Raw genomic sequence first — 25,043 nt, 5'->3', positions numbered from 1 at the left:
TATGAAGTTCGGGATAGTGGCCAGAAGGGATAAAGAGGCCGCCCTCAAGCTCGCATACAGGGTCTACGACTTCCTCAAGGTCAGCGGTTATGAGGTGTACGTGGATACCGATACATACAAATATCTTCCCGAGTTCCATGAGGAGGACGTTCTCCCGCTGGAGGACTTCGACGTCGATTTCATCATCGTTATCGGGGGAGATGGAACGATTCTCAGGGTGGAGCACAAGACCAAAAAGGAAATACCCCTGCTGGGCATCAACATGGGGACGCTCGGTTTTCTCACGGAGGTTGAACCACACGAGGCCTTTTTTGCCCTCAGCAAGCTGATTGAAGGTGATTACCACATAGATGAGCGCATAAAGCTGAGGACATATCTAAACGGCGAGAACGTAGTTCCCGATGCCCTCAACGAGGTTGCCATCCTGACCGGTATACCGGGCAAGATAATCCATCTGCGCTACTACATAGACGAAGGCCTCGCCGATGAAATCCGGGCGGATGGGCTCATAGTATCGACTCCGACGGGCTCGACTGGCTACGCCATGAGCGCAGGAGGTCCCTTTGTAGACCCAAGGCTCGACGTAATAGTGATAGCCCCTCTTGCACCGATAGCTTTGAGCTCAAGGCCGATGATAGTACCCTCCTACACCAAAATAGATGTTAGGAACTTAGCCGTAACTAGAGAGATAATCCTGGCGATAGACGGCCAGTTCTACACCTACCTCGAGCCTGAAACGGAGATAACGATAAGACTCTCCCCGAGAAAGACAAAATTCGTAAGATTCACGAATGAGGTCTACCCAAAGTACACAATGAAGATCAAGAGGAAGTTTTGAGGAGGTTCTTAGGACTCTTGACCGGAGTAAACTCTCTCATGAGTATCTTCAGCTCTTTCTCCCCAATGGTTCCTTTAATGACAACTAGGAGCAGGGTGGACTTTGCCTCAACGGCGTAGTCTTTTAGAGACGAGAGGAATCTAAAGGTGGCCGTAAAGTCATTGTACAGGATAAAGGCCTCTAAGCAGTCCACCACTATCAATCTACCTCCTCCCCGGAGAAACTTCACTGCACTCTCCATGATCACATGAAGTTTCGTTGGCCCTATCCCCCTGTCAATGGCAGGGGTTATCCAGAGCGTCTGAACGTGCTCTCCGATATTTTCGTATATCCAAGGACTCCTGGTGATTACAAGTACTGGAGCGTCAATTGAAGAAATAAACTCTACAAGATCTCCTGTGTCTTCTCCCGTGTAGAGATAACCTCCCGGGGAGAGCCTTGCGTTCCCAGCGGCATTTGCAGGAATCGGAAGAATAGTTTTTTCAACATGGCTTATATAGCTCAACAGTCCATATGCTATACCGATTATCGAAAGAAAGTAGAGAATCTGCTCTAGAGATATAATAATGGGCACTTCTCCAGTGAAATCGTCAACGATATCAAGTGCCCTTCCTGCCGCAGCCGTGAACATGGAAACTGCCACTATAACGATGAACCTGTTAAGGGGTTCACCGTAACGTGATATCCTTCTGAGGGCGTAGAGCGCGGAATATCCGATAACGATGAACAGTACGATATCAATAAAAAAGATCCAGATTGAAACCTTTAACTCCATACAACCTCCACCTCATCCGTCCTAAACTTCTGCTTTACCACAGTTTCCTCGAGATTGAACCTAACACCGCCAAGATACATCCTCAATCCAGTGTAAGCTATCATGGCCCCGTTGTCTCTGCAGAGATCGTAGGGCGGAACGAAGAACTTTATCCCCCTGTCATCAGCCATTATTCTAAGCATCTCCCGCAATCTGTTGTTCGCGGCGACGCCTCCAACGAGAACGACCTCATCCTTGCCGGTGTGGGCAACGGCCCTCTCGGTGACCTCAACGAGCGCTGCAAATGCCGTCTCCTGAAAAGAATAGGCAAGATCCTCAACCCGATACCGGCCCGTGCGGTACTTCCGGACGGCCTCAGTGAGTATTCCGGAGAAGCTCAAATCCATACCTTTAACCGCATAGGGGAGCTCAATGTATTTCTCTCCCTCCAGGGCAAGCTTCTCTATCTTGGGTCCCCCAGGGAAACCTATCCCAATCTCGCGCGCAAAGGTGTCTATAGCGTTACCTATGCCAATATCAAGCGTTTCACCGAAGACTCGGTAGCGGCCTCCCTCCAACGCCAGAACCTGGGTGTTTCCACCGCTCACGTAGAGACCAACGGGGTCTTTAACACCGAACATCTTAGCTATCTCAACGTGAGCTATGCAGTGATTCACACCGATTATCGGTTTGTTATGCTTTATGGCAAGAGCTCGTGCAGCCGTGGCAACAACTCGCAAAGAAGGCCCAAGACCTGGTCCCTGGGAGAAGGCTATCATGTCAACGTCCTCGATAGTTATTCCCGCCTCGTCAAGGGCCTTTCTCAGAAGAGGCTTCAAAAGCCTTGCATGGTGTTCGGCGGCTTCCTTTGGGTGGATTCCACCCTTTTCAGTAGTGAGAGTATCGAATACGTTGGCGAGAACTTTCTTCTCGGTGACTATACCTATGCCAAGAGTGTGTGCCGTCCCCTCTATGCCAAGAGCTATCATCAAGGGTGGAGTGTAAAAATAGTATAAAAGGTTATCGAGAGTGGACTTGAGGAGGACGATGGACGTGCTTCTCGAAGGTCACAAAATCCGTCCATGCAGTATGAGCAAGGAATTTGGCGTCAAGATTTGGCCTGTCGTTTTCGAAGGCATCCTTTCGGTATGAGCTATCTACAACCTCCCCAACGAACCATGTGTGATCGCCATAGTCCCTCTCATCCACGAGCCTGCACTCAACGTTCGCAAGGGCCTCTTTTATGCTGGGGGTTTCAAGAGCCTTCGATGGAACAAGGGTTATTTTCATCTCTTTCAGCTTCTCAGGGCCGTGTCTAGTGCCGGCTATCCAGACGTCCCGGAGCATATCGAGACTCGGCACGCTGATGACAAACTCGCGGTACTTCTTTATCAGCCCCCATGTATACCTCTCAGGAGCAATGGCAACACCAACCATGAAGGGCCTGAACGAGACTATCGTGACCCAGTCGGCGGCCATTACGTTTGTCTCCTCACCATTTCCTGCCACGATGAGGTAAGTCCTCAAAGGATAGAGGAGTCGGTACGGCTTCATGAGAACCACCAAAAATGAATTGGGCTTCACCTTAAAAAGTTAAAAGCCTCAGCGACGGGAGAGCCACGCCAAAGCTTTGGCTGCCCTCTCCGGTGTAGGGAAGTTCTTTATTCCACCTTCCTCCAGCAGCTTAACCCCATCCCTAACGAGCTCTCCAGCCATGAAGTTCACTATCACCGGTTTGTCGCACTCGGCGTCAATTACAGCCTTCGCTATCTCCTCGCTCGGGACAAATATCGGCGGGACACAGATTACCAGCAAAGCATCGACATTCCCGTCCCTGCAGACGATCTCAATCGTTTTCTTGTAGCGCTCGTAGTCCGCATCAGCTATGAGGTCTATCGGGTTCTTAACCGAGCACTGCGGTGGAAGGAACGAGCGGAGTTCTTCAACGGTTTCATCGCTTAGCTGAGCTATTTCGAGGCCAAGGCTCTCGAGCTTGTCGGTAGCGAGAACACCGGGCCCGCCAGAATTGGTAATCACGGCAACGCGCCTCCCGGCTTTCTCGTACATCTCAAAGGCCTTCGCTGCGTCGAATAGCCCCTCCATCTCCTCCACCTCTATGGCGCCGGCCTGCTTGAAGGCCGCCCTGTAAATCTCATAGCTTCCGGCGAGCGAACCGGTGTGAGAAGCGGCTGCCCTTGCACCACTCTTGCTCTTTCCAGCCTTGAGGATTATCACAGGCTTTTTGCCAGCTGCATAGCGGAGGGCCTCCATGAAGCGCCTCCCGTCCCTAACGCCCTCAATGTAGAGTGCTATGGCCTTCGTGTTTTTGTCATCTGCAAAATACCTCAGAAAGTCGCTCTCGTTCAGGTCAGCCGCGTTTCCATAAGAAACGAAGGCCGAGAAGCCTATCCCCTCGTCGTTACCCATCGCTAAAGCGGCACCGCCGAAGGCGCCGCTCTGACTTATGAGCGCCAGACCACCCGGCTTAACGCGAACCTCGAAGGAGCCGAAAAACTTGCCGTGGACGCCGAAGATGCCGGCGCAGTTAGGGCCGATGATTCTAATGCCATGCTTTCTGGCTTTCTCGACGAGCTCGCGCTCAAGCTCAACGTTTCCGACTTCGGAAAAGCCGGCACTTATGACGACGGCACCCTTGATGAGTTCACCAATCTCGTCTATGAGCGATGGAACGAACTTCGCAGGAATGGCAATTATGGCAGCATCAACGGGCTCCTCCAGCTTCGGACGAATTTCAAAGGCTTTCCCCGCGATCTCAACGGTTCCACCCTTCGGATTGACTGGAACTATCCTCCCATCAAAGCCACCTTCGACGATGTTCCTGAGGATCTCGTAGGCTATTGCCCCCTCCTTGAAGGAGCCAAAGACCGCGACGCCCTTGGGATAAAAGAAGAAGTCCATTCACTCACCTCCCGGTTCGGAGGTCTCATCACTTGACTCCTCGACTTTTTCATTTTCGGTGCTTCCATCTTCAACAGCCCCACTCTCTTCTCCAGTTGGCTGCTCTGGCTCCTCTGAAGATGTCCCACGCCTCTTGATCCAGAATATTCCGAGAACGACAACCAGAATCAGGCCCGCCCAGATGTAAGGCAGACGGCTCGTCTTTTTCTCAGTCACAGTGATTACGATGGTGTTGTCAGGGGCCATATTGTAGGTGCCGCCCACAACTGAAACCCTGTCAAACGACCCGGGCAGTTTAAGAAGAGCCTCCCATATCTTTTCGGAGGAGGTCTCCCTGTAGGCCACCTTGGGTTTTGCCACACCTATGACAACCAAGGTGCCGTTCTCCTCGCGGGTGTCCAGACTTATTATGTCCATCGTGGCCTTGAAGCTCGAGAGGAGCTGATCGATAACTACCGGCGTTGCGTTGGCACCGGTAAATGTGGCATTGAACTGGACGTAGCCCTCGTGGGGGTCGTACTGGAGCGATATCTCCTTCCTGGTCGAGTTCAGAAATATCACATAAGAATACACGGGTGTATAAAGCTCTATCAGGGGTATGAAGTCGCCGTTGGTCCAGACGGCAACGTTGTTACTGAAGTCGTCGGGAGCAGGAGCAAGGTTTCTCACCTCGTAGTCCTTCGGAAGCACGACCGTCAGCTTGTCCCAGCTGTAGTCGAAAACGTGACCCTTAAAGACGAAGTCCATCGGGCCGCTAAGAGGACAGCTGATGATTTTTCCATCGCTGACAAGGAAGTTTGAGAGAGCAAAGGTAACGACAGCAGACCAGTTGTCGAGAACTTTAACCGGACCTCCTGAGGGAAGGTAAATTGTGCTGTTAATGCCTTTGGCCTCAAAACGATCCTTGAAGTTGTTCTTCAGGTTATCGTAAATCAGCTGTTTGACGAATGACCTGAACTCCTCGTTTGCCTTCGTCGTGTTGTTTGCCGCGAGATGGTCAAAATAGGCCCTGTAACCCGGATCCTTGAGGGTGGCATATATCCTGAACTGGCCCATCCATGTGGAAGAGCCGTTTATGACCACCGGCGAGACCCGAATCATGATCTCGATCTTGAAAAGGGGCTGTGAGTTCCCGGCGGCATTGACCTCACTGACCAAGGGCGTGAGAAGAAGGATCGTCAGAATGAACGCGATGAGCTTCTTCATTCTACCACCTCCAGGAAAAATCTCTGGAAGTTGATAAAAAAGCTTATTGGTCCCTCAGCCTAATTTCAGCCCATGAGGAAAAAGTACCGCAAAGTGGTCGTCGGAGGAACCTTTGACAGGCTCCACCTCGGACATAAGGCGTTGCTGAGGAAGGCCTTCGAGGTGGGAAAGTACGTCTATGTTGGACTGACTGCCGACGAGATGGTGAGAAACAAGCCCCACGCAGATAAAATCCTTCCCTACGAGCTCCGCCTGAGGGATCTGCTCAAGTTCTTCGAGGTTAACGGCTACTCCAACTACAGGATCATCAAGATACACACGGCCATAGGCTTCGCGGATAAGATGAAAAGCCTTGACGCCATAGTCGTCAGTGAGGAGACCTACAAAGGGGCACTCATAGTGAACAGAGCCAGAGAAGAGAGGGGCCTGAAGCCCCTCGAGATAGTGACCATCGGGATCGTAAGGAGCAGCCTCGGGGCGAAGATAAGCTCCTCCCTGATCAGAGCAGGCCTCATCGACCCGCTCGGAAACCCTAGGAAGAGAGATTCACCGTAATGCTCCCCATGTTATTGATACATACTCCATCTGACCTCCTCCCCCTCCTGAGGGTGAGGGCTCCAACGAGGAACCCCATATCCGGCGGGCAGAAAGGGTGGTGGGCTTCAATAAGGCCCCTCAGGATTGGCATCTTGACTCTCAGGAGAGTCTCCCCTATTACCCCCAACCTGAAGTAAAATAATCCCTCCGGATTCAGGAGCATCTTTCCAGCAACCTTTTTTCAAAATATTAAAAGTCCCAACCGGGTCTGAGGAAAAGTTCCTCACCAGGAAAGAATTTAAGAGTTGAGCGTTAATTCACTCCTGGTGATATCTATGACGAAGCTGAAGGAGCCGATAATAGCGATAAACTTCAAGACGTACATCGAGGCCACGGGCGAGAGAGCCCTTGAGATCGCCAAGGCCGCCGAGAAGGTCTGGAAGGAGACTGGAATAACCATAGTGGTCGCGCCGCAGCTGGCTGACCTTTACAGAATTGCCCAGGAGGTCGAGATTCCGGTCTTTGCTCAGCATATAGACCCGATTAAACCGGGAAGCCATACCGGTCACGTCCTCCCGGAGGCAGTTAAAGAAGCTGGGGCCGTCGGAACTCTCCTCAATCATTCGGAGAACAGAATGATTTTAGCGGACCTCGAAGCTGCCATAAGGCGCGCCGAGGAAGTTGGATTGATGACAATGGTCTGCTCCAACAATCCAGCAGTCAGTGCCGCTGTCGCCGCTCTGGGGCCAGATTACGTCGCAGTTGAACCGCCTGAGCTGATAGGAACGGGCATTCCAGTCAGCAAGGCCAAACCGGAAGTCATAACCGACACCGTCGAGCTCGTCAAGAGGGTAAACCCAGAGGTCAAGGTTCTGACCGGCGCGGGCATTTCCACTGGAGAGGACGTCAAGAAGGCTTTGGAGCTCGGAAGCGTTGGCGTTCTCCTCGCGAGCGGCGTTACCAAGGCAAAAGACCCGGAGAAGGCGATAAGGGATCTGGTATCGCTGATTGTTTGAGCTTTCCTTCTTCAACTATTTCTGACATCGACCAGCTTAAGATTTATAAGTCCTGGGGAACTCTTTTTATCGGGCAGCCCCGTGGTGTAGCGGCCAAGCATGCGGGACTTTGGATCCCGCGACCCGGGTTCGAATCCCGGCGGGGCTACCATAGAAACTTTGCCTTCGCAAAGTTTCATCAAAGTTTGTAGTCCATTTAAAAGGCTAATTCTGCGTGATTTTCTTTTTGAGTAGTCGTTTTTAAAGTGAGAACTCCCCAAATTATCCCCATTGGCTCCGGTTTAACTAAAAATCAACGCCCCGAGGGCGTCAAGGAAGGGTTAAACCCTTTAAAAGCTTTTTTAGGGAATTCTCGCTTAGAAAATGAGCACTCTCGGATAGAAAATCCTGCATTAGGGCCTTTTCTAAGAGAGACTACATGCTTTTGGCGAAGCTTTTTCTAAAAGCTTCCTTCGCAAGCGCTGGCGGAAGATTATGTGCCTTTTCTAAAGGTTTGATTTTGAAAAGGGTTTACGCTCAAATTGCCCTTCTGCGAGTGTTTCACTCTACAAACGGCGTCCGAAGGACACCAGTAACAAATTGAAACTACGTAGAAGGCTTCATTTAGTGTTAAACCCCAGCCAAAGTTGCCCTTGAATAGTGCACGGCTAATTTTTCTGCCAGTTTGATGAGGAGGGTATTCTTTTCGCCAGCCTTTCTTAAAGGCTAAGCGCGAAGTTTGACTAAGGTTCGAAGTGTAAAGGGTATTGTTTCGTGTGGTTGTCGTTGTGATGGGGGTTCTTAAGTTTGAGAACTGTTTTCAAGCCTCTTTTTGTGATAGGTCTACTTTATTTTGATGCCCTTCAGGCTTGTGTTAAGGATAAACCCTCTTACAAGCGCGTTTTTAAAGTGTTCTCCTTTTGAAGTGCAAACCTCCTCAATTGCACTTTTTTGACTAAATCACAAACTTTGATCAAACTTTTCGCCAGAAAAGTTTGCTAGAAGGCGAACTCCTCCACGCTGAAGCTCTCCACGACCCTCTCGAAGTCGTTCTCCGGAGCGTAAACGAAGCCGCAACGGGTGCACTTAAGAACGCCGTTCTCCTCACTCAGTGGAGAGAAGCAGACCGGACAGCGGTACTCCTCGCGCTGGAGGGAATCATAGACCTCATCCTTCATCACAAGGAGGTTGAGTTCTGTCTCCCAGTCCTCGTGGAGCATGCCCCAGTAGGGCGTTTCGATGGGATAAAAGTCCTCCAAAATCAGGGCGTTTATTCCGATGCTCTTAACACCAGGCGGGAGCTTTCCTGTCGGTTCTATACTGACCACGTACTGATCGTAGAACTCGATGTGCTCCGCGCGGATCGTTAAGCCGCGGGAGAGCCTTGAGCGGAGGGGAATAATCTGAAGGAAGAGATTTTCCCGCTCGACGTCCCAGCTCGCGCTTATCGAGACGCTACCCTTCGTAAAGAATTGAGTGATATAACCGTCGTCCCTTTCTTCACCCGCCAGAGAAAAGCCCAGCTTGGCCATTGCACGGTTTAGGAAGTTCGGCCGCGGGAGCTTCTGGTAATTTATCAGGTACTCCCCCACCCATCCGGCCAGGGGCATGGAATAGCCGAGGAAGACCTGCTTCTGCACGCGGAGGTAGGCGACGCTGGGGAGCAGTTTGAACTGGTCGTACATCAAAAAAAGGGCGACATAATAATATATATGATTAACGCTAGGAACCAAAAAACTCGTCCAGGCTTATGCCCTTCTTGGGCTTCTTCATCTTGGACTTCTCCTTCCTAATGTCATTCTCAAGACCTTCAGAAGGCTTGGTCTTTTTCTCAGCTTTTTTAGACTTCTTTTCAGCTTTCGTCTCGGCTTTTGACTTCTCAGCCTTTTTCTTGAGCTTCCCGTTGGCCTTAAGCTCGTCGAGGTAGCCGTTCCTGCCGTTGGACTTGCCGGTTCTGGCCTTTATCATCTTCTCGCAGATGTCGGCGGAGAAGCCCATCAAAGTCCTCTGCCTCTCCGGGAAGACGTTCTCAAAGAGGCTCTTGATGTCCTTTTCTGTCATGCATATCCTCTGCCTCGTGTAGTCCAGCACGTTGTACCGCGTAACCAACATCTTGGCCGTCGGCAGGTACTTCTCAATTGCACCTTTACTGACGGTCAGGACGATTTTGCCGCCGCACTTGGGGCACTTGCCGGTAAGCGGTGGTCTCCGGTACTTCGTGTTGCACTTGACGCAGCGGAACTCCTGTCTGGTGAAGCTCCTGAGGTTGCCCCTCAGGTCTGGAACGAGGTGGGAGTTGATTATCGTCTCGGCAACGTGGTGCTCGTCAACCGCGCGAATACGCTCCGCCAAAGCCAGCTGACGGGCGACCTTCTCCTCCATGTCGCCGAGCTGTTTGTACAGGCTCATCTTCGGGCCGAGGCCGATGTCATCAGTGTCGTGGGTGAACTTTATGCCCTCGTACATCTCGGGCTTTCCTAGGCGGTCCTCAACGCGCTCGATGAACTTTATCTCCTTGGGCGATTTCATCCCGTAAGTCGCCACGTAGAACTCGAGCGGATAATACCTGACAACGTCCATGTTGTGGACCTCACTGTCCACCTCGCGCGGGTCAAGGCGGGTGGTAACAACCAGCGGCGCGTCCATCTTCCCACCGCGCTTCTCGGGCAGGTAGTACTTGCTGAAGTTCAGGAGGGCATCGAGGAGGAGCATTACCGCGTCCTCGTCGCCGTCGCATTGGTGTGTTACAATATTTTCATTTACTAGAACATTATGGTAGTCCTTAGCGTTTAATGAGAACACAAAGTCATCTTTAGGTTTGAGGTATTCGATGCGTTTGACCTTTACAACCCAGCCATATTCGTTCGAGTAGCGATCCTGATTGCTAACCTTAGTCTCATGGAGTGAATAAACATCATTTTTACGTTCACTGATAAACCCAATCTCCCTAAAGAACCTGTGGTAATGTTCACCGGCAATGTTAAGGGCATAGACGGTAGAGACCGGAGGCTCACGTCCACGCCATACATGATACAGCCTACCCCTGGCGTTGCCCCGGTTGGCGTTTTTATCAACGGTGTAATATCCTCTGATTCCGAATTTCGAGAGAAGTAAGGTTTCAATGTCCTCCAGAAGGGACTTGTTAACACTGTAGGCAACAACCCTTGGAGCGGTTCTAAGGGCACTTCCGTCCCCCTCAAAGTAGGCCCTCAGCATCTCTGCAACGGCGTCTCTGGGCAGGGTGTAGACGATTGGGGGAACGCGCTTGGTGTGTGCACTCGTTCCGGCTTTGAGAACCTCGGTGAAGAGGAGATACAGGATGCGCGAGCCGACGGTTACCTTTTCTCCACGCTCGTAGATTCCGAAGCCATCGCCAAAGGCCTCCCTTAGAGCCATTTTCAGGTCGTCGTGAACCTCCTCGTCGGCTATTGAGAAGCTTATCTGGTAAACGCTGTCGCTCTTCCTCGCGTAGCCCTCGGCGAGGTAGTAGCCAAGGACCCGCATCAGGGGCTCTACCGGGACGAATCTCCTTATCGCAACCCTGTCGCGCTTGAAAGCGAGCCTGCAGTCCGGAACGTCAGTTAGTTTTAGACCCTTCTCCTTCAGCACTTTGAAAAGCTCACTTAGGGGTACTGAATCCCGCCTGAGGTAGTCCGACTTAACCCCAGCCCCAATCGAGGACAGCCACCGCGAGAGTCCGCGAACCATTATCGAGTCCCACAACGGCCCAAAGTTCTCATCGGAAAAGGCCTCAAGGAGGTCGAGATTCTCAACCTCAACTTCATCAAACTCAATCCTTGGAACGAGTATCCTGTCACCCCCCTTCACCTCAAAGGCTCTCTTCTCTACGAACCTTCCACCCTCGTAGACTAGAACTGGATGGTCAACGGTAGTCTCGAACTCCCTTCCAAGCTCCAGCTCGAACCTTATCAGGTGATCAGTACTCGGCACCTTTATGACATCCTCGATGTCAGTAAGAACCACTTTTCCGCTCTCCGGATCGAAGGAGTAGACCTTAACGTCAACCTTCGGTCTCTTCCTGACGTAAACCATGTTCTCGTAGTGTTCATCCTCGAAGAGCTCGTAGAGCTCTCTAAGCGTTATCCTCATTGGCATTCCGTCAATCTGGACGAGTATCCTTGTGTCGCCCGGGAAGCAGTTCCTTCTCTTCGCGGCATGATAATACGGGTGGGCATAACCAACCAGCACGTCGGAAAAGCCTATTATCCTGCCAATAATTCCGGCAGACGTGTGGGGGGCAAGACCGATGACGAGGTGGCCTATCAAATCCTCCATCTTCTCGGCGTTGTAGAACCTCGGCAGTCCGTAGAACTTCTCAAGCAGGTCATCTATGAAGCGTGCGACTTTGAGGAGGTATCTGCCAGCCTCGTAGGAGAGGATTACGTCCTGCACCTTGAGCTCGACTATCTGGTCATCCCGCTCTAACGGTTTGCCCTCGAAGTCGTGGGTGTAGCCGAGCTCGCGGAGCTTCTCAACGCTTACGCCTATCTCCCGCGGCTTGAAGTGGGTTATCGGGGCATCGGTGGCGTCGAAACGGATTGTACCATCTTTAAAGACGTAGACGTCGTTCTTGGCCCTGAGTAGGCCTTTCTCTAAAGGTTCAGCCATCTTGTAGCCCGAGGTCATTCCCTGGACGCCCTTGAGCTTGTCTATGCCGTAGACCTTGACGTTCTCCATAGCGGCGCGGAGAAGCTCAGAGGGTTTTATCCTCCGCCTGGCGTAGGGCTTGAGCTCGATCCCACACTTCGGACACCGGAAGTCAAAGTTATCGGCCTCACCCTCAAGATAATCAGTGCTGCACTTCGGGCAGTGCCAGAGAAGCTCTTTCCTCGTTCCGCAGCTCGGACATATATGTTCTGGCCCAACGTGGCCGCATTTTGGACACTTGAAGAAGGCTATCTCCACCTCCGTAGTCTTGCCTTCTTCGGCGGCCTTCTTTATGTCACGGGAGCTTCCGCCGGCAAGGCCTATCGGGAAGAGCACCTGAACGGGCGGCTTCATCTTCCTCTCTTTGGCCTTCTCCGGCCTGCCCATTCTCGCGCCGATCCAGCTTATACCCCGATCGCGGAGCTTAATCCTATTGCCCTTGTTGATGATGTCAATTACTGTGTGGAAGGGCTTGGCCTTGAATTCCCACTCGAGGTTGCCGAGGGGAGTCAGTAATGCGGCACTCCAGGGATATTCGATTACGATAACCTTCTTCCGATCTTCCGTCCGCTCCAATCGGTGCGGAAGGCCCAAAAGCTCGAGGTAGCGCTTTATCTTCGAGTCGTTGTCGAGGACGACTTTTCTCGCGAACTTGTTTTTCATGTGCTCGCCCCACTCGATTTGAGCGCCGAGAAGGGCCTTCTGGAGATCCTCAACTTCCTCCGGCTTTAGGGTGTTCCAGTAGAGGGTGTAGTAGGGGTGGAAGGGAATGTCGAGAACCTTGGAGATGTGTATGGCTTCTTCAATGCTCGGCCTGACGCGGAGAGGGTCTTTAAGGAGCCTTTCAAGGAAGTCAGGATCAAGCTCGACGTATTCAGCGGCCTCTTCTACCGCCTCGCGTGGGTTGTCCTCGAAGGGCTTCAGCTCGACCTCGTAGATATCCGCGATGGCTTTAGCAAACTCCTGAATCCACCATTCTTCAGCGTAGTTGGCAGGCAAAAGAGTCTGATTGTTCTCAACAAAGTCGCCGAAGTTGACAAGGGCGTCGCCGACGTAGAGTATCTCCTCGATTTTGTCACGGATTTTGAGGGCGGTTTGATAGTCATCAACTCTGATAACCGAGCCATCCTTGAGCTTGACTATCGGGCCTTCGACGGTGGTTGCGGGGGTTACGATACAGCCCTTTCCGGGGCGTTCAGTCTTCATCTGCGTGCCTATGGCTATGAACTCGTCGAGGATGAGCATGGTTGCAGGATTGACGCTCCAGGTTGCGAAGCCACTAACCCTCGAACGGCCGTATCTAAGCCTGAAGCCACCGTTAGTGGAGGGTTCGGCGAAGAGCGGCCTGCCACCGATTATCTCCTTCGTGTACTTCTTGTTGGGGGCGATATTGGCCCTGAACTTCTCGTAGAGTTCGTAGTAGAAGCCCTTCTCAATTTTCTCCTCAACTTTCTCAGTGGGAGCTTCTTCACCGGCGCTCTCGACCTTCTCTTCCTTGACCTCAGCCTTGCCTTTCTCCTTCGCATCGACGAACTCCTTTATCCAGTCCCAGCCCTCTATGCCCATCTTGTCAATGTACTTGACGAGCTTCTTGGCCTTCTGGAGGACACCTTCAGCAAGAACGAGGATTGCACCGCCGCGCAGGTGGTTGGTCTCCACTCCAGGGACATCGCGGTGGGAAACTTCAACCTTGTCGGTCTCTTCGCCGGTTATCTCTATGGGGATGTTCTTCATGGCAAGTCTTACTTCGTCTGCCTCCGGATGATACTGGAGCCTCGTAACTGCCCGGTGGTAGAGGTCTATCTCCTCAACCATTCTCTCAATGTGCTTCTCGCTCGGCTTGAACCTGTCGAGGCCGAGCTTTTTTCTCACGTAATCACCAACGAGAACACTCAAAGCCTGAGCCGTTCCACCAGAGCTTCTTATTGGCCCGGCATAGTAGAGGGCTAAGTACTCACTCCCATCAGCCCACTCGTTGCGCTTGATTTTAACGTCGGCTATTCCTTCCAGTGGGGCGGAGACGATGCCCTCAGTGAGAATAGCAAGGGCCGTCCTTACCGCCTGCTCTGCGTATTTCTCCTTGCTCCCAAGGTCACCGAATTTGCCGTCTATTATCTCGTCAACGACCTTAAGGGCGGCCAGTTCCTTTCCATACTCTTTGACGAGCGCCCTAATCCTCTCGGCAACGCCTGGAGGGCCAACGAGGCTTTCGACACGACCGGCCATGTCAGTAGCTTGAGGAACCTCAACATCGGTGCTCGGGTCCTTACCCTGAGCGCGGGCCTTTCTCGCTATCTCGTAGGCCCTGTCGATCTCGCGCTGGAGAGATTCAAAGTAAGCCTTCATTTCTTCAGAATACAGCTCGGCCATTGTCAAACACCCTCACAGTACTGGTCAAAGTGCACAACGGCCCTCAAACGGGCGGTTTCCACATCGATTATTGGAACCCTTGCAGGGGTAGGAACGATGTTCACCATCTTCTGGAACTCCGTCTGGGCCTGCCATGTGCCGGTGTTTATCAGAAAGACGCCGTTGTAAATCTTATACTGCATAACGTGGACGTGGCCGGCATGGAAGAGGTCTGGAACGCTCTCTATGACAAGGGTATCCTCCGGATCCGGAGCTATTGGCACCTTCTCACCGAAGGTTGGTGCAAGGTGGCGGAGCTTGAGGAGGTCGAGCATTGCCTCCGCAGGCCTGTGATGGGTTCTGTTCGGGATAAAGCTGACGACGTCCTCTATCCCCCTTCCGTGAGCTATGAGAAAGTCCCTGCCGTGAAGCCTTACCACCGCAGGATTGCTTATTATGACCGCGTTCTTGAGCTTAAGGAGAGGTCTGGCATATTCTTCGTAAAAGCCCGGCTGAGGAAGGGCCGTTCTGGCCGCATCGTGGTTGCCCGGGCCAATAAACATTGTTATATGGTCCGGCACGTTGGAGAGGAGGTTCGCCAAAGCCTCGTACTGATCGAAAATGTCAGGAATAGCAAGCTCGTTGTACTGGCCGGGATAGATGCCTATGCCATCAACGACGTCGCCAGCGATTATCATGTACTTAATCCGGCTCACGAGCTCCTCCTCGGCCCTGTTGTTGACATCTCCGTTGAGCCACTCGAGGAAGCGCATAAAGGCTTTCTCGCAGAACTTATTGCTTCCGACGTGGACGTCACTGAGCAGAACAGCGTAGACCTTTTCCTCAAGGGGCGGCTTTTCGCGCTTGAACTTTGGAACGTCCGGCAGGTAAATCTTATCCGCGAAGAAGATGCCCCTTCCAGAGTAGCGACCCTTGAAGGCCACCACAGCGTCGGGCATTATCTCGAAGAACTTCTTCGAGTCCTCGTTGTTGCGGTTTATGAAGACCTTGATTATTCCCGTGTTGTCCTCAACCTCGAACATGAAACCCTTAGCAGTCTCCCTTTTAGAGTTCACGAGGCCGACTATCGTGACGTCATCATCGGTTCTAACGTAACTTAGCTTGGCTATGTCTATCACACTGCCTATCTCCGGATTCTCGCGAAGAATACGGCGCATCTTCTTGAGCCTGCTCCTGAAGTAGTCCGCATAGACCTTGATTATTATCTCCCCCTCCTTGCCCCGGGCGTCCTTGGCCTTCGGAATGGTGAACTTGACGTCCTTGACATCGAAGGCAATTTCATAATCCTCTGGAATCTCTTTGGCCCTGTAGTAGAAGCATTCCTTTGGAGATATCCTAAAGTCAGAATAGACTGAATAGCTCTTCTCTTCTTCAGGAACCTCCTCGACGTAGGCTATCGGAACACCATAGTCACCGTAGACTATCCTCGGCTTGACGCCGTTATCGGCCTCCTCACTGCTCACGTAGCTGGGGACATTGCCATTGTCGTTTCCAGTCGGAGCCTCTTCGACTGAAAGCCCCCCTTCCACTGGAAGGGTTTCATCAGCAACCTCAGAAATGGAGGCCTCCATGACTTCGGTTTCAGATTCAGAGTCACCTATAAGGGGGGATTCCCCCAGAGTTCCAGTGGAAATATAACTCTCCCCCCCAGAAAAGTTGGGCTCTTCTTGCCCCAACGGACCCATTTCAGACATATCACCCCCGCTTTCAGAGGAGGTTCCAGTGGAAATAGACGTTCCTTCGTCAGCACTATGAACAGCAGCCACAGTTGTCAGTTCGAGTATTTCTCCATCCACAGCAGACGATTCGACAGTTCCAGGCGTTTCAACAAGCATTTCAGCTTCAGAAGCCATATCTTCTGAAGTTTGCTCTTCAACATGGGGGTGGAATTCTGCAGAAGAAGAGATCGAACTTTCCAATGGAGCCATGCCCTTCTCCATGAGAAACTCCCTGGCGACGGTGGAGTCTATTACAAAGGTACCCCTTGCCTTGGCGAACTTGATGAGCTCAGCGAGAGTAAAGTCCTTCTTATAGCCATCAACAAGGAGGTAATAGGCCGACGGAGTGATTAGATAGTTGTTAGCCATTAAATCCTCAATCAGACCCATCAGAGCAGCCTCCTCTGGCGGGACATGCTTATAGTGAGCACCGTCTGGAGCTGGTGATCATGACGGTATATGTTCTTGACCTTATAAGGAGTTACGTTGAGCCTTATCTCCTTGGTTCTACCATAGCGGCCCTTGCTGACGACCTTGGCGTTTATGATGCCGAGCATATCTAGTTCATTTATTAAATCACTCACGCGCCTCTGAGTTAGCGGTTCAAGGTCTATGTGGTCGCAGAGGGACTTGTAGACAGAATAGACGTCGCCAGTGTTTGCGGGCAGCTCGCCGTTCTCGTCCAGGAGAACGATAGCATAGAGGAGAACCTTTGAGTGGAGCGGAAGGGTCTTTATGACCTCCTCCATGGTGTCCTGCTCTATCTTCTCTTGGGCCTTCCAGACGTGGCGCTCGGTTACCTTGCTCGCCCCTTCGCGCTCGGCTATTTCTCCAGCGACGCGGAGCAGGTCGAGGGCGCGCCTTGCATCACCGTGCTCGCGGGCTGCCAAGGCAGCACAGAGGGGAACTACACCGTCATCGAGAACACCTTCGTTAAAGGCATCCTTAGCACGCTGCATGAGTATATCCCGCAGCTGATTGGCGTCGTAAGGTGGGAAGACAACCTCCTCCTCGCTTAGACTTGAAAGAACGCGCGGGTCCAGGTAGTCCTTGAACTTGAGGTCGTTGGATATGCCAATTATGCTAACCTTCGCCCGGTGAAGTTCGGTGTTTATCCTCGTGAGAGAGTAAAGAATATCGTCACCGCTCTTTTTGATGAGTTTGTCAATCTCATCGAGGACTATGATGACGAAGCGCTCTTTGGCATCTATGACCGCCTTGAGCTTGGAGTACACCTCATCGGTCGGCCATCCTACGAGCGGAACTTCAACGCCACTCTCCTCGCGGAAGTGGTTCACTATGTTGGCAAGAACACGGTACTGTGTGTCGACTATCTCACAGTTGACATAGATAACATCAACGGGAACGTTGTACTTTTGGGATATCTTCTTCAGCTCCTCTGTGACGAACTTTATGGTGACGGTCTTACCAGTACCGGTTTTGCCGTAGACGAAAACGTTGGAAGGAGTTTCACCTCTAAGAACCGGAACGAGAATGTGCGCAAGGTTCTCAATCTGTTCACGCCTGTGAGGAAGCTCTCTGGGCGTATAGCTATGCCTTAAAACCTCCTTATTCTTGAAAATCTTCTTGGCATGAAGATACTTCTCGAAGATTGAATCAAGGTAATTGTCGTCCATCAGCACCACCCATTCCACTGGAAATCCAGCTCCAGCCGTGATTATTGTACAGAGCTCCGAATCACAGTTGGGACGTATGACAATTTTAAAGACAATAACTGTAAATCATACGACTTCATCATTGTGATCATGAACGCTAAACATGTGCTCCACAGGAAGCACCGGATACAGAGGAAAGCGTAGGTAGTGAGCTTCAGGGGTTTATATGCCTTGTTGAACAGAGGGATGTAAAAAGAACAGAGAGCCAACAGGAAAATCGTCAGAGATATATTGTGTTGTCCTGTTCACGAGAGTTAGCCTCTTCCTGGGCCTCAAATATCTCTTTGAGCAGCCGTTTGGCATCGGCTTCAGGCATTCCGACTTTAACCACCAGGAAGCGGAGAAGTTCTTCCCGTGTAGCCCCTTTCTGAAGCCTCTCGAAGATCATCCAGACAATGCGATCAAACACATCCCGGGCAAAGGCCTCCTCTAAGCCAAGGGCCTCGACGGCCGATTGAAGACCTATCAGAAGTGACGTCAGGGCATCATTGAACTCGGCCTTACCCAGGGATTTCTTGTCGAGGTCCACACGGAGGTATATCTCATCGTTCATCCCGGAGAGTGTGAATTTCATGAGGTTGACTCTATCATTGAGCAGGAGAAGTGTGTGGTAAATCTTCAAGCGCTCGTCTTTCGTCATGGAAATGGTCTCCAGACGAAGAGGAACTATCAGATGGACAAAGTCATTAGAGAACATCACGATAAGGCCAAATGGCATACGGGGATGCTCAGCAACGTAAGCGTTCTCACCGACGTTTTTTATGACCCAAGGAAGATCCACAATGTCCTTAGCGTTGTCGTCACCATCCCTAAGCCAGCTGAGAACTTGATTCTCAATATCTTCCACTGAAATCACCAAGGGAACTTTCGATTCGAAACTTAATAACGGTATCGTTCCAGCGGAAACTGAAGGGGTCAAAGAACATAATAGTGCATCAAACATTTACATTCGAAAATGAACAATAGCATCCAGATGGGCATTTCCACTGAAAGAAGAATGAACATTTTTGGACAGAAAATCATGTACACTGATGCTCCAAATCGTACCATTTTGGTAAACATATGTACTAAACACAAGACAGAACATTAAACGGTTTCGTAGTCCCCCAGAGTTCTGTTTCCGGTGGAGGCGGACTTTGGCTACTCCCATATTGTCCTTTGGTTTTTGGTGAAACTCTCCCATTTTCTTTACAATTCCCAATATTTATATTTTTTCATGAACAATGTTCATAAAAAATCTCAAACTCATAAAGATCATGAAAATTAGTCTAAATATTCAAAGAGTAGATTTAAAATCTGTTGATTTTATGTTTGTAATGTCCTTTATAAATGGAGCTTTCTGTTTTTTCTGGCATGTAATCCATCCATTCTCCAAAATTGGGTTCCAGTGGAAATGAAACTCTGGGGGGTCTTTCAAATAATCATCGAAAAAGACCTTTGTTTCCAGTGGAAATCTAACTCCATTACTAGACACCACAAAGCATTAATGATACTTTTTTAAACCTGCCAACGATAGTGTACAACATGATTCCAGTACCCCTCGTTAGAAGACTCTTGAAGCTCAAGATCCGGGTGAGCAGGAACAAGCTTCTCCTAATTGCTACTGTGGTTCTGGGACTGGCGTTAGCTTTTGCAGGTCTGTTCATGTATTTGGAGGGCGTGGACTTCTTTACCGCGTTCTACTGGGCAATAATAACCATGGCCACGATCGGCTATGGGGACATAATCCCCCAAACCGAAGCCGGCCGGATAGTGGCTATGATAGCCGCTGTCGCTGGAATCTCGACTTTCACCGCCCTGGTTTCCATTCTAGCTGAATATTTCATTTCATCGTCTTTGAGGAGGATGACGGGCATGCATCGCGTAAGGTATTCTAGACATTACGTTATCATAGGTCAGGGAAGTAGCGTTCCCAGCTGTGTGAGTGAGCTCATGTCGGCGATTTCCTCTGGAGATGCTGATGCAAGACCGATAGTCGTTGTTCTCCCCAGTGAAGAGGAGCGCAAAAAACTGGAACTTCCGGAAGAGGTGGAGGTTCTCATCGGGGATCCCACGAATAGAGAGACTCTTGAGAGGGCCAAGGTAGGGGATGCGTCCTATGTGATACTTTCCCTCGAGGACGACTCGAAGTCTGTCTTCACAACCCTAATGATAAAGCGCATATCTGATGCAAAAGTCTTCGTGGAAGCACTGAAGCCAGAGAGCGTCGAGCTGCTTAAGCAGGCAGGTGCCGACAGGGTTATAACAAGCAGGAGCCTCGCGGGCAGACTTTTAGCGAGTTCAGTCTTCGAACCCGAAGTCGTTGATGTCATAGATGACCTGACGACCACCTCCCGGGGCTATGACATATCCACTATTGTAAGGAAGAACCTCTGGGGTGTTCCCTACATCGAGGCGTTTCAGAAGCTTTATTCGGAGGGCTACTTCCTCGTCGGTTACTACGCTGATAGGGCTATCCTCGGACCAAATCTCAATGAACCCATCCCGGAGGGGGCAAAACTGCTCGTGATAAGGAGTGTTGTTTCCACTGGAAAAGGCTGAACTCCTGGGATTTCTGGGCTTTTGCTTTATTGTCCTGTGCTTACTCCACTAAATTTGGACAATTTGATGGTCTTTTGGCTTTAGAACCAAAATCTTAAAAGTTCCTTTCCCTGAGAAAAGTATATAACCCTCTAGTTTTTTTACCCCTATGGAAGGTAGTCGTAGCGGGTGAGTGGGATGCCGAAGAAAAAGAAGGCTGAGGATGAAATAAAAGAGCTCGAGGAGTTTGAGGAGCTCGACGTTGTTGAGGAGTCATCATCAAGCTCAACCAAGAAGAAGCAGAAAGAGATTAAGACGTTAGAGGATCTTCCGGGCGTTGGTCCCGCCACTGCCGAGAAGCTCCGCGAGGCTGGCTACGACAGCATTGAGGCTATAGCCGTTGCATCTCCGATGGAGCTTAAGGAGATAGCCGGTATAAGCGAGGGGGCGGCACTCAAGATAATCCAAGCTGCCAGAGAGGCAGCTAACATAGGAACCTTCATGCGCGCCGACGAGTACATGGAAAAGCGGAGGACCATAGGCAAGATATCCACCGGAAGCAAAAGCCTCGATAAGCTGGTCGGCGGTGGTATAGAAACCCAGGCCATAACCGAGGTCTTTGGTGAGTTTGGAAGCGGTAAGACCCAGCTGGCCCATACTCTGGCAGTAATGGTTCAGCTTCCGCCAGAAGAAGGTGGACTTCAAGGTTCAGTCATCTGGATAGACACGGAGAACACTTTCAGGCCCGAGAGAATACGGCAGATTGCTGAAAACCGCGGTCTCGATCCGGAGGAGGTCCTCAAGAACATCTATGTTGCAAGGGCATTCAACAGCAACCACCAGATGCTTCTTGTCGAGAGGGCAGAGGAGATAATCAAGGAGAAAGCCGAGACTGAGAGGCCCGTCAAGCTGATCGTCATAGATTCGCTTATGGCCCACTTCAGAAGTGAGTACGTTGGAAGGGGAACTCTTGCCGAGAGGCAGCAGAAGCTGGCAAAGCACTTAGCAGACCTTCACCGCATCGCTGACCTCTACGACATAGCGGTCTTCGTCACCAACCAGGTCCAGGCGAAACCTGACGCCTTTTTCGGCGATCCGACGAGGCCCGTTGGAGGTCATATACTCGCACACTCCGCGACGCTGAGGATATACCTCAGGAAGGGCAAGGCTGGAAAGCGCGTCGCCAGGCTCATAGACAGCCCGCACCTGCCCGAGGGAGAGGCTATATTCCGCATCACCGACAAGGGCGTCGAGGATTAATTTTGTTTCTTCTTGTTTTTAATTTGGCGTTTGTAGGTTTGGGTAGTCTAACCATAGCGGGATTGAGTAGTTTCGGGTCAGGATATGAGACACCGTCGTAGGTGATGATACCATGAATCTTACGTTGGCTGGAAATATAATCTCGGCTTTGATGTTTCCTTTGCTTTTATATTATGCAATCTCGGCCGTAAAATCTCGGGAATTCGAGAAACCTCAAACCTGGGCAGTACTTGCGGCTCTTTTTATGTCTGTTCGGGGAATATACAGTACTGCAGTTTATTTTAATATCATTCAGTTTTATCCGTTTGTCGATGAATTGCTTAATACATTGGCTGTGGTATCTGTGATTCCAATGTTGCTTACAGTAAGAAGAAAGGGAATGACTAACAAATCAGAGGGAGAAACTTTCCGGGACTATAATCAGTCAGACCACGAAAATAAACGGAAGCTGATTTTTTGAGTTTAAAATGGTTCAGCTTTAAAAATTCTGGTTCGTTCCGTGAGTATTACTTGGTATCATTGGTAGTGCACTGGGTTTATTTGTTAGTGTCAAAGGTAATCAACTCAGGATTATCCTTAATAGTGTATCTTTGGCTTTTTAGTCGGATGGACTGTTGTGAGTTTTGGATTATCCAAAGGTGGTAGGTAGCTATATGTGTTTTACTGTTTAAAGTTCCTTTTTGAGACTTCACTTTTATAAATCCCTCTTCTTTACCTCTTCCCATGTCAAAAGTTGAGGCAGTGACGAACCCCTCCCGCGAGGAGCTCCTCGGGATAATCGATTCCGCGCTATCAAAGGAGGCCATGCTGACGATTTTTGCCCGATGTAAGGTTCACTACGACGGCAGGGCTAAGAGCGAGCTCGGTTCTGGCGACAGGGTTATACTTGTCAAGCCGGATGGTGCTTTTCTCATCCACCAGAGCAAGAAGCGTGAGCCTGTCAACTGGCAGCCGCCCGGAAGCTTCGTAACCGTCGAGGAGCGCGATGGGATTATCGTCCTCCGATCCGTGAGAAGGAAGCCCAAGGAAATCCTTGAAGTTGAGCTGGAGGATGTTTACCTCGCCTCCCTCTTTAAGGCCGAGGACTACGAGGAGCTGGCATTAACCGGCAGCGAGGCTGAGATGGCGGAGATGATATTCAAAAACCCCGAGCTAATTGAGCCTGGCTTCAAGCCCCTCTTCCGCGAGAAGTCCATTGGCCACGGCATAGTGGACATCCTTGGAAGGGATAGGGAGGGCAACCTCGTGGTTCTGGAGCTCAAGCGCAGGAGGGCAGACCTCCACGCGGTGAGTCAGCTCAAGCGCTACGTTGAGGCTTTGAGGGCTGAGCACCCAGCCGTCAGGGGAATTCTCGTCGCACCTTCGCTTACCTCTGGCGCTAAGAAGCTCCTTGAAAAAGAAGGTCTGGAATTCAGACGGGTTCAGCCGCCCAAGAGGGAAAGCGTAGCTAAGGGCAGGCAAACGACGCTGTTTTAGCCAATGTCCATCTCCTGCGGGAGCATCTCCCTGACTCTGACGAGCAGAATTGTATTCTTCTTCCTTATCTCTACGATTCTTCCCAGTCCCAGCAGCCTCACCTGCGCCCTGCAGACTGTGATTTCTCTTTCGTCGCTCTCCTCCCATGGAATGCGCTGCTCCATGCTCTCGAGTTTTAGCAACTCGGCGAGGAGTCCTTCCGTTCCGATGGTTATATCCTGGTAGGTTTCGTATGTGAGAAAGACCCTTCCCAGCTCGCGCGCCCTTTCGAGGGCTACGACATTCCTCGCGCTTCTGATTTCCAGCGTCTTGTAGGGGCTTCTGAGGAGCTCATCCAGAACGCGTCTTGCGATTCCAGCTAAGGTCACCGCCTCCATGCTCTCACCTCACAGGTAGATGCTCTCGTACTGCTTCTCGGTCTTTCTCCTCGCCTGCTCCATCTGCTCGTGCATTTTTCTGAGCTGTTCCTCTATCATCTCTGCCTCCTTGATAAGAGGCTCCGTGGAGACCTCTATGGGCGTCAGCTTCTTGAGAACCTCAACAACGTTGGCTGCTGCCCTCGGGTCTGGTCTGTCCCCAAAGGTCTCGCCGAGGAGAACGTAGGCGTCCAAACCTTCTCTGCTTGCCTCCCATAGGAGCTTGCCACTCATGCCCATTATTGAGCCGTACTGGAGTATCTTGACGCCGAGGTTTTCCAGCTCCTTGTTGAGCTCCTCGCGCGCACCGACGCCCCAGACGTCCATTTTCTCCTTGAATAGGCCGATACCGATGCCTCCAAGAGAAATTACCTTCGCTGCATTCATATCTTTCAGATACCTCACTAGTTCCTTGGCTATTTCGCTTACCAGGGTTGGAGGCACGTAGATATCGGCAACGGCGAGGATTATGTTGTCTTTTCCGTAGAACCTGAGTGGTGGGTTGGGCTTCCCCTCAAGGATGAGCGCCATCGGCGGAATGAATGGACTCTCCACGTAGCCTACCATCTCCATTCCGAGTTCCTTCGCTAAGAAGTTGGCCGCTATGTGGCCGACCAGGCCTATTCCGGGATATCCCTCGATGAGAATGGGGTTCTTTATCTCTGGCAGAACTATCTTGACTGGCTTCCCGTTCTCCATCCTCTCACCTCCGAGAAATTTTTAGTTTCTAAAAGTTATTAAAGTTTCGGAGCTTTATTTCCACTGGAAAGGCAAGTTTTAAATAATTCGAGTCTGATTTTTACAGGGTGATGTCCAAATGCCGAGGATAGGTATCATAGGCGGTTCCGGTGTTTACGGCGTTTTTGATCCAGAAGAGACCGTCAAGGTTCACACTCCCTACGGCAGGCCTTCGGCTCCAGTGGAAATCGGGAAGATTGGGGGCGTCGAGGTCGCCTTCATACCGCGCCACGGCAAGCACCACGAGTTCCCGCCGCACGAGGTTCCATATAGGGCGAACATCTGGGCTCTCAAGGAGCTTGGCGTCGAGCGCGTCATCGGCGTAACAGCCGTCGGCTCGCTCCGCGAGGAGTACAAGCCGGGAGACATCGTCATAACCGACCAGTTCATTGACTTCACGAAAAAGCGCGACTACACCTTCTACAACGGGCCAAGAGTTGCCCACGTCAGCATGGCCGACCCCTTCTGTCCCGAGATGAGGAAAATATTCTACGAGGCGGCTAAAGAGCTCGGCTTCCCTGTCCATGAGAAGGGTACCTACGTCTGTATAGAGGGTCCGAGGTTCTCAACGAGGGCCGAGAGCTTTATGTTCAGGCAGTACGCTCACATCATCGGCATGACGCTTGTTCCGGAGATAAACCTCGCCAGGGAGCTTGGCATGTGCTACGTAAACATCGCAACCGTTACCGACTACGACGTCTGGGCCGACAAGCCCGTCGATGCTCAGGAGGTCATGAAGGTCATGGCTGAGAACAACTATAAAGTTCAGGAGCTTCTCAAGAAGGGAATTCCGCGCATACCGGAGGAGAGGAAGTGCGGTTGCGCCGAGGTGCTGAAGAGCATGTTTGTTTGAGCTTTCATTTTTATTTTATGTTGTCCTTTGTGCGACTATATAGTTTTGGTGTTTGAGATAATATAATATTTCTACTTTTTGTGGAATTTTAACATATAT

General features: G+C 51.0%; 22 protein-coding genes and 1 tRNA gene. 9 read left to right on the top strand and 14 right to left on the bottom strand.

Annotation, left to right across the window (positions count from 1 at the left end; genetic code table 11):
* Position 1 precedes the first annotated feature (1 nt).
* Positions 2–838: an NAD(+) kinase gene (locus tag E3E33_RS01760; RefSeq protein WP_012572594.1), complete on the top strand. Its 837-nt coding sequence runs from the start codon at positions 2–4 to the stop codon at positions 836–838.
* Here E3E33_RS01760 and E3E33_RS01755 read toward each other — a convergent pair.
* From E3E33_RS01755 to E3E33_RS01735, 5 genes are read right to left on the bottom strand one after another with little or no spacing between them, the layout of a single operon-like run.
* Positions 822–1,613, bottom strand: a complete 792-nt coding sequence (locus tag E3E33_RS01755) for a DUF835 domain-containing protein (RefSeq protein WP_012572595.1) — start codon at positions 1,611–1,613, stop codon at positions 822–824. The genes E3E33_RS01760 and E3E33_RS01755 overlap by 17 nt on opposite strands.
* Positions 1,604–2,581, bottom strand: a complete 978-nt coding sequence (locus E3E33_RS01750) for a bifunctional N(6)-L-threonylcarbamoyladenine synthase/serine/threonine protein kinase (protein WP_167711193.1) — start codon at positions 2,579–2,581, stop codon at positions 1,604–1,606. The genes E3E33_RS01755 and E3E33_RS01750 overlap by 10 nt, the downstream gene beginning before the upstream one ends.
* 31 nt (positions 2,582–2,612) lie before the next feature.
* Positions 2,613–3,146, bottom strand: a complete 534-nt coding sequence (locus E3E33_RS01745; protein WP_012572597.1) for a flavin reductase family protein — start codon at positions 3,144–3,146, stop codon at positions 2,613–2,615.
* Between the two features lie 48 nt (positions 3,147–3,194).
* Positions 3,195–4,511, bottom strand: coding sequence for an acetate--CoA ligase family protein (locus E3E33_RS01740; RefSeq protein WP_167711195.1), 1,317 nt, complete (start codon positions 4,509–4,511; stop codon positions 3,195–3,197).
* Positions 4,512–5,717 carry a hypothetical protein gene (locus E3E33_RS01735; protein ID WP_167711197.1) on the bottom strand — a complete coding sequence of 402 codons (1,206 nt, stop codon included), beginning with the start codon at positions 5,715–5,717 and terminating at the stop codon, positions 4,512–4,514.
* Between the two features lie 72 nt (positions 5,718–5,789).
* On the opposite strand from E3E33_RS01735, the gene coaD reads away from it, so the two are divergent.
* On the top strand, positions 5,790–6,272 hold the full coding sequence (coaD, locus tag E3E33_RS01730) for a phosphopantetheine adenylyltransferase (RefSeq protein ID WP_167711199.1): 483 nt from the start codon (positions 5,790–5,792) through the stop codon (positions 6,270–6,272).
* Here coaD and E3E33_RS01725 read toward each other — a convergent pair.
* Positions 6,250–6,477 (bottom strand): hypothetical protein, encoded by a 228-nt coding sequence (locus E3E33_RS01725; protein WP_167711200.1) that lies wholly within the window; start codon positions 6,475–6,477, stop codon positions 6,250–6,252. The genes coaD and E3E33_RS01725 overlap by 23 nt on opposite strands.
* A 112-nt stretch (positions 6,478–6,589) precedes the next feature.
* Here E3E33_RS01725 and tpiA point away from each other — a divergent pair, with 112 nt between their 5' ends.
* A complete protein-coding gene (gene tpiA, locus E3E33_RS01720; protein WP_012572602.1) occupies positions 6,590–7,270 on the top strand; it encodes a triose-phosphate isomerase in 681 nt (226 codons plus the stop codon).
* Positions 7,271–7,345: 75 nt separating this feature from the next.
* Positions 7,346–7,421 (top strand) — tRNA-Gln (locus E3E33_RS01715).
* Between the two features lie 826 nt (positions 7,422–8,247).
* On the opposite strand, the gene E3E33_RS01710 is transcribed toward E3E33_RS01715, so the two are convergent.
* The 6 genes from E3E33_RS01710 to E3E33_RS01685 all read right to left on the bottom strand — a co-directional run bounded on the left by E3E33_RS01710 (position 8,248) and on the right by E3E33_RS01685 (position 19,155).
* Positions 8,248–8,934 carry a hypothetical protein gene (locus E3E33_RS01710; RefSeq protein WP_167711202.1) on the bottom strand — a complete coding sequence of 229 codons (687 nt, stop codon included), beginning with the start codon at positions 8,932–8,934 and terminating at the stop codon, positions 8,248–8,250.
* Positions 8,935–8,971: 37 nt separating this feature from the next.
* Entirely contained in the window at positions 8,972–14,287 is a 5,316-nt protein-coding gene (locus E3E33_RS01705; protein ID WP_167711205.1) for a DNA-directed DNA polymerase II large subunit, read from the bottom strand.
* Positions 14,288–14,289: 2 nt separating this feature from the next.
* On the bottom strand, positions 14,290–16,395 hold the full coding sequence (locus E3E33_RS01700; RefSeq protein ID WP_167711207.1) for a DNA-directed DNA polymerase II small subunit: 2,106 nt from the start codon (positions 16,393–16,395) through the stop codon (positions 14,290–14,292).
* Positions 16,395–17,642: an ORC1-type DNA replication protein gene (locus tag E3E33_RS01695; RefSeq protein WP_012572606.1), complete on the bottom strand. Its 1,248-nt coding sequence runs from the start codon at positions 17,640–17,642 to the stop codon at positions 16,395–16,397. The genes E3E33_RS01700 and E3E33_RS01695 overlap by 1 nt, the downstream gene beginning before the upstream one ends.
* Positions 17,643–17,901: 259 nt before the next feature.
* A complete protein-coding gene (locus tag E3E33_RS01690) occupies positions 17,902–18,528 on the bottom strand; it encodes a DNA-binding protein (RefSeq protein ID WP_167711315.1) in 627 nt (208 codons plus the stop codon).
* 429 nt (positions 18,529–18,957) lie between these two features.
* A complete protein-coding gene (locus E3E33_RS01685; RefSeq protein ID WP_167711209.1) occupies positions 18,958–19,155 on the bottom strand; it encodes a hypothetical protein in 198 nt (65 codons plus the stop codon).
* A 50-nt stretch (positions 19,156–19,205) separates the two neighbouring features.
* Between E3E33_RS01685 and E3E33_RS01680 the strand changes: the two genes are divergently transcribed.
* The 4 genes from E3E33_RS01680 (at position 19,206) to nucS (ending at position 22,937) form a co-directional block, all read left to right on the top strand.
* The gene (locus tag E3E33_RS01680) at positions 19,206–20,222 is read left to right on the top strand and encodes a TrkA family potassium uptake protein (protein ID WP_167711211.1); all 1,017 of its coding nucleotides are present in this window, start codon (positions 19,206–19,208) and stop codon (positions 20,220–20,222) included.
* A 177-nt stretch (positions 20,223–20,399) separates the two neighbouring features.
* Entirely contained in the window at positions 20,400–21,461 is a 1,062-nt protein-coding gene (gene radA, locus E3E33_RS01675; protein WP_012572609.1) for a DNA repair and recombination protein RadA, read from the top strand.
* Between the two features lie 112 nt (positions 21,462–21,573).
* Positions 21,574–21,921 carry a hypothetical protein gene (locus E3E33_RS01670; RefSeq protein ID WP_167711213.1) on the top strand — a complete coding sequence of 116 codons (348 nt, stop codon included), beginning with the start codon at positions 21,574–21,576 and terminating at the stop codon, positions 21,919–21,921.
* Between the two features lie 263 nt (positions 21,922–22,184).
* Positions 22,185–22,937 (top strand): endonuclease NucS, encoded by a 753-nt coding sequence (gene nucS, locus E3E33_RS01665; RefSeq protein WP_167711215.1) that lies wholly within the window; start codon positions 22,185–22,187, stop codon positions 22,935–22,937.
* On the opposite strand, the gene E3E33_RS01660 is transcribed toward nucS, so the two are convergent.
* Both E3E33_RS01660 and E3E33_RS01655 read right to left on the bottom strand, forming a co-directional pair.
* Positions 22,934–23,314, bottom strand: coding sequence for a DUF473 domain-containing protein (locus E3E33_RS01660; protein ID WP_167711217.1), 381 nt, complete (start codon positions 23,312–23,314; stop codon positions 22,934–22,936). The genes nucS and E3E33_RS01660 overlap by 4 nt on opposite strands.
* A gap of 9 nt (positions 23,315–23,323) precedes the next feature.
* Positions 23,324–24,052: a proteasome assembly chaperone family protein gene (locus E3E33_RS01655; RefSeq protein WP_167711220.1), complete on the bottom strand. Its 729-nt coding sequence runs from the start codon at positions 24,050–24,052 to the stop codon at positions 23,324–23,326.
* 118 nt (positions 24,053–24,170) lie between these two features.
* Here E3E33_RS01655 and E3E33_RS01650 point away from each other — a divergent pair, with 118 nt between their 5' ends.
* On the top strand, positions 24,171–24,944 hold the full coding sequence (locus E3E33_RS01650) for an S-methyl-5'-thioadenosine phosphorylase (RefSeq protein WP_167711221.1): 774 nt from the start codon (positions 24,171–24,173) through the stop codon (positions 24,942–24,944).
* Positions 24,945–25,043 lie beyond the last annotated feature (99 nt).

The organism is Thermococcus sp. GR5 (assembly GCF_012027535.1).
GTDB classification, from domain to species: domain Archaea; phylum Methanobacteriota_B; class Thermococci; order Thermococcales; family Thermococcaceae; genus Thermococcus; species Thermococcus onnurineus.
This window is presented reverse-complemented; position numbering and strand designations above follow the sequence as displayed.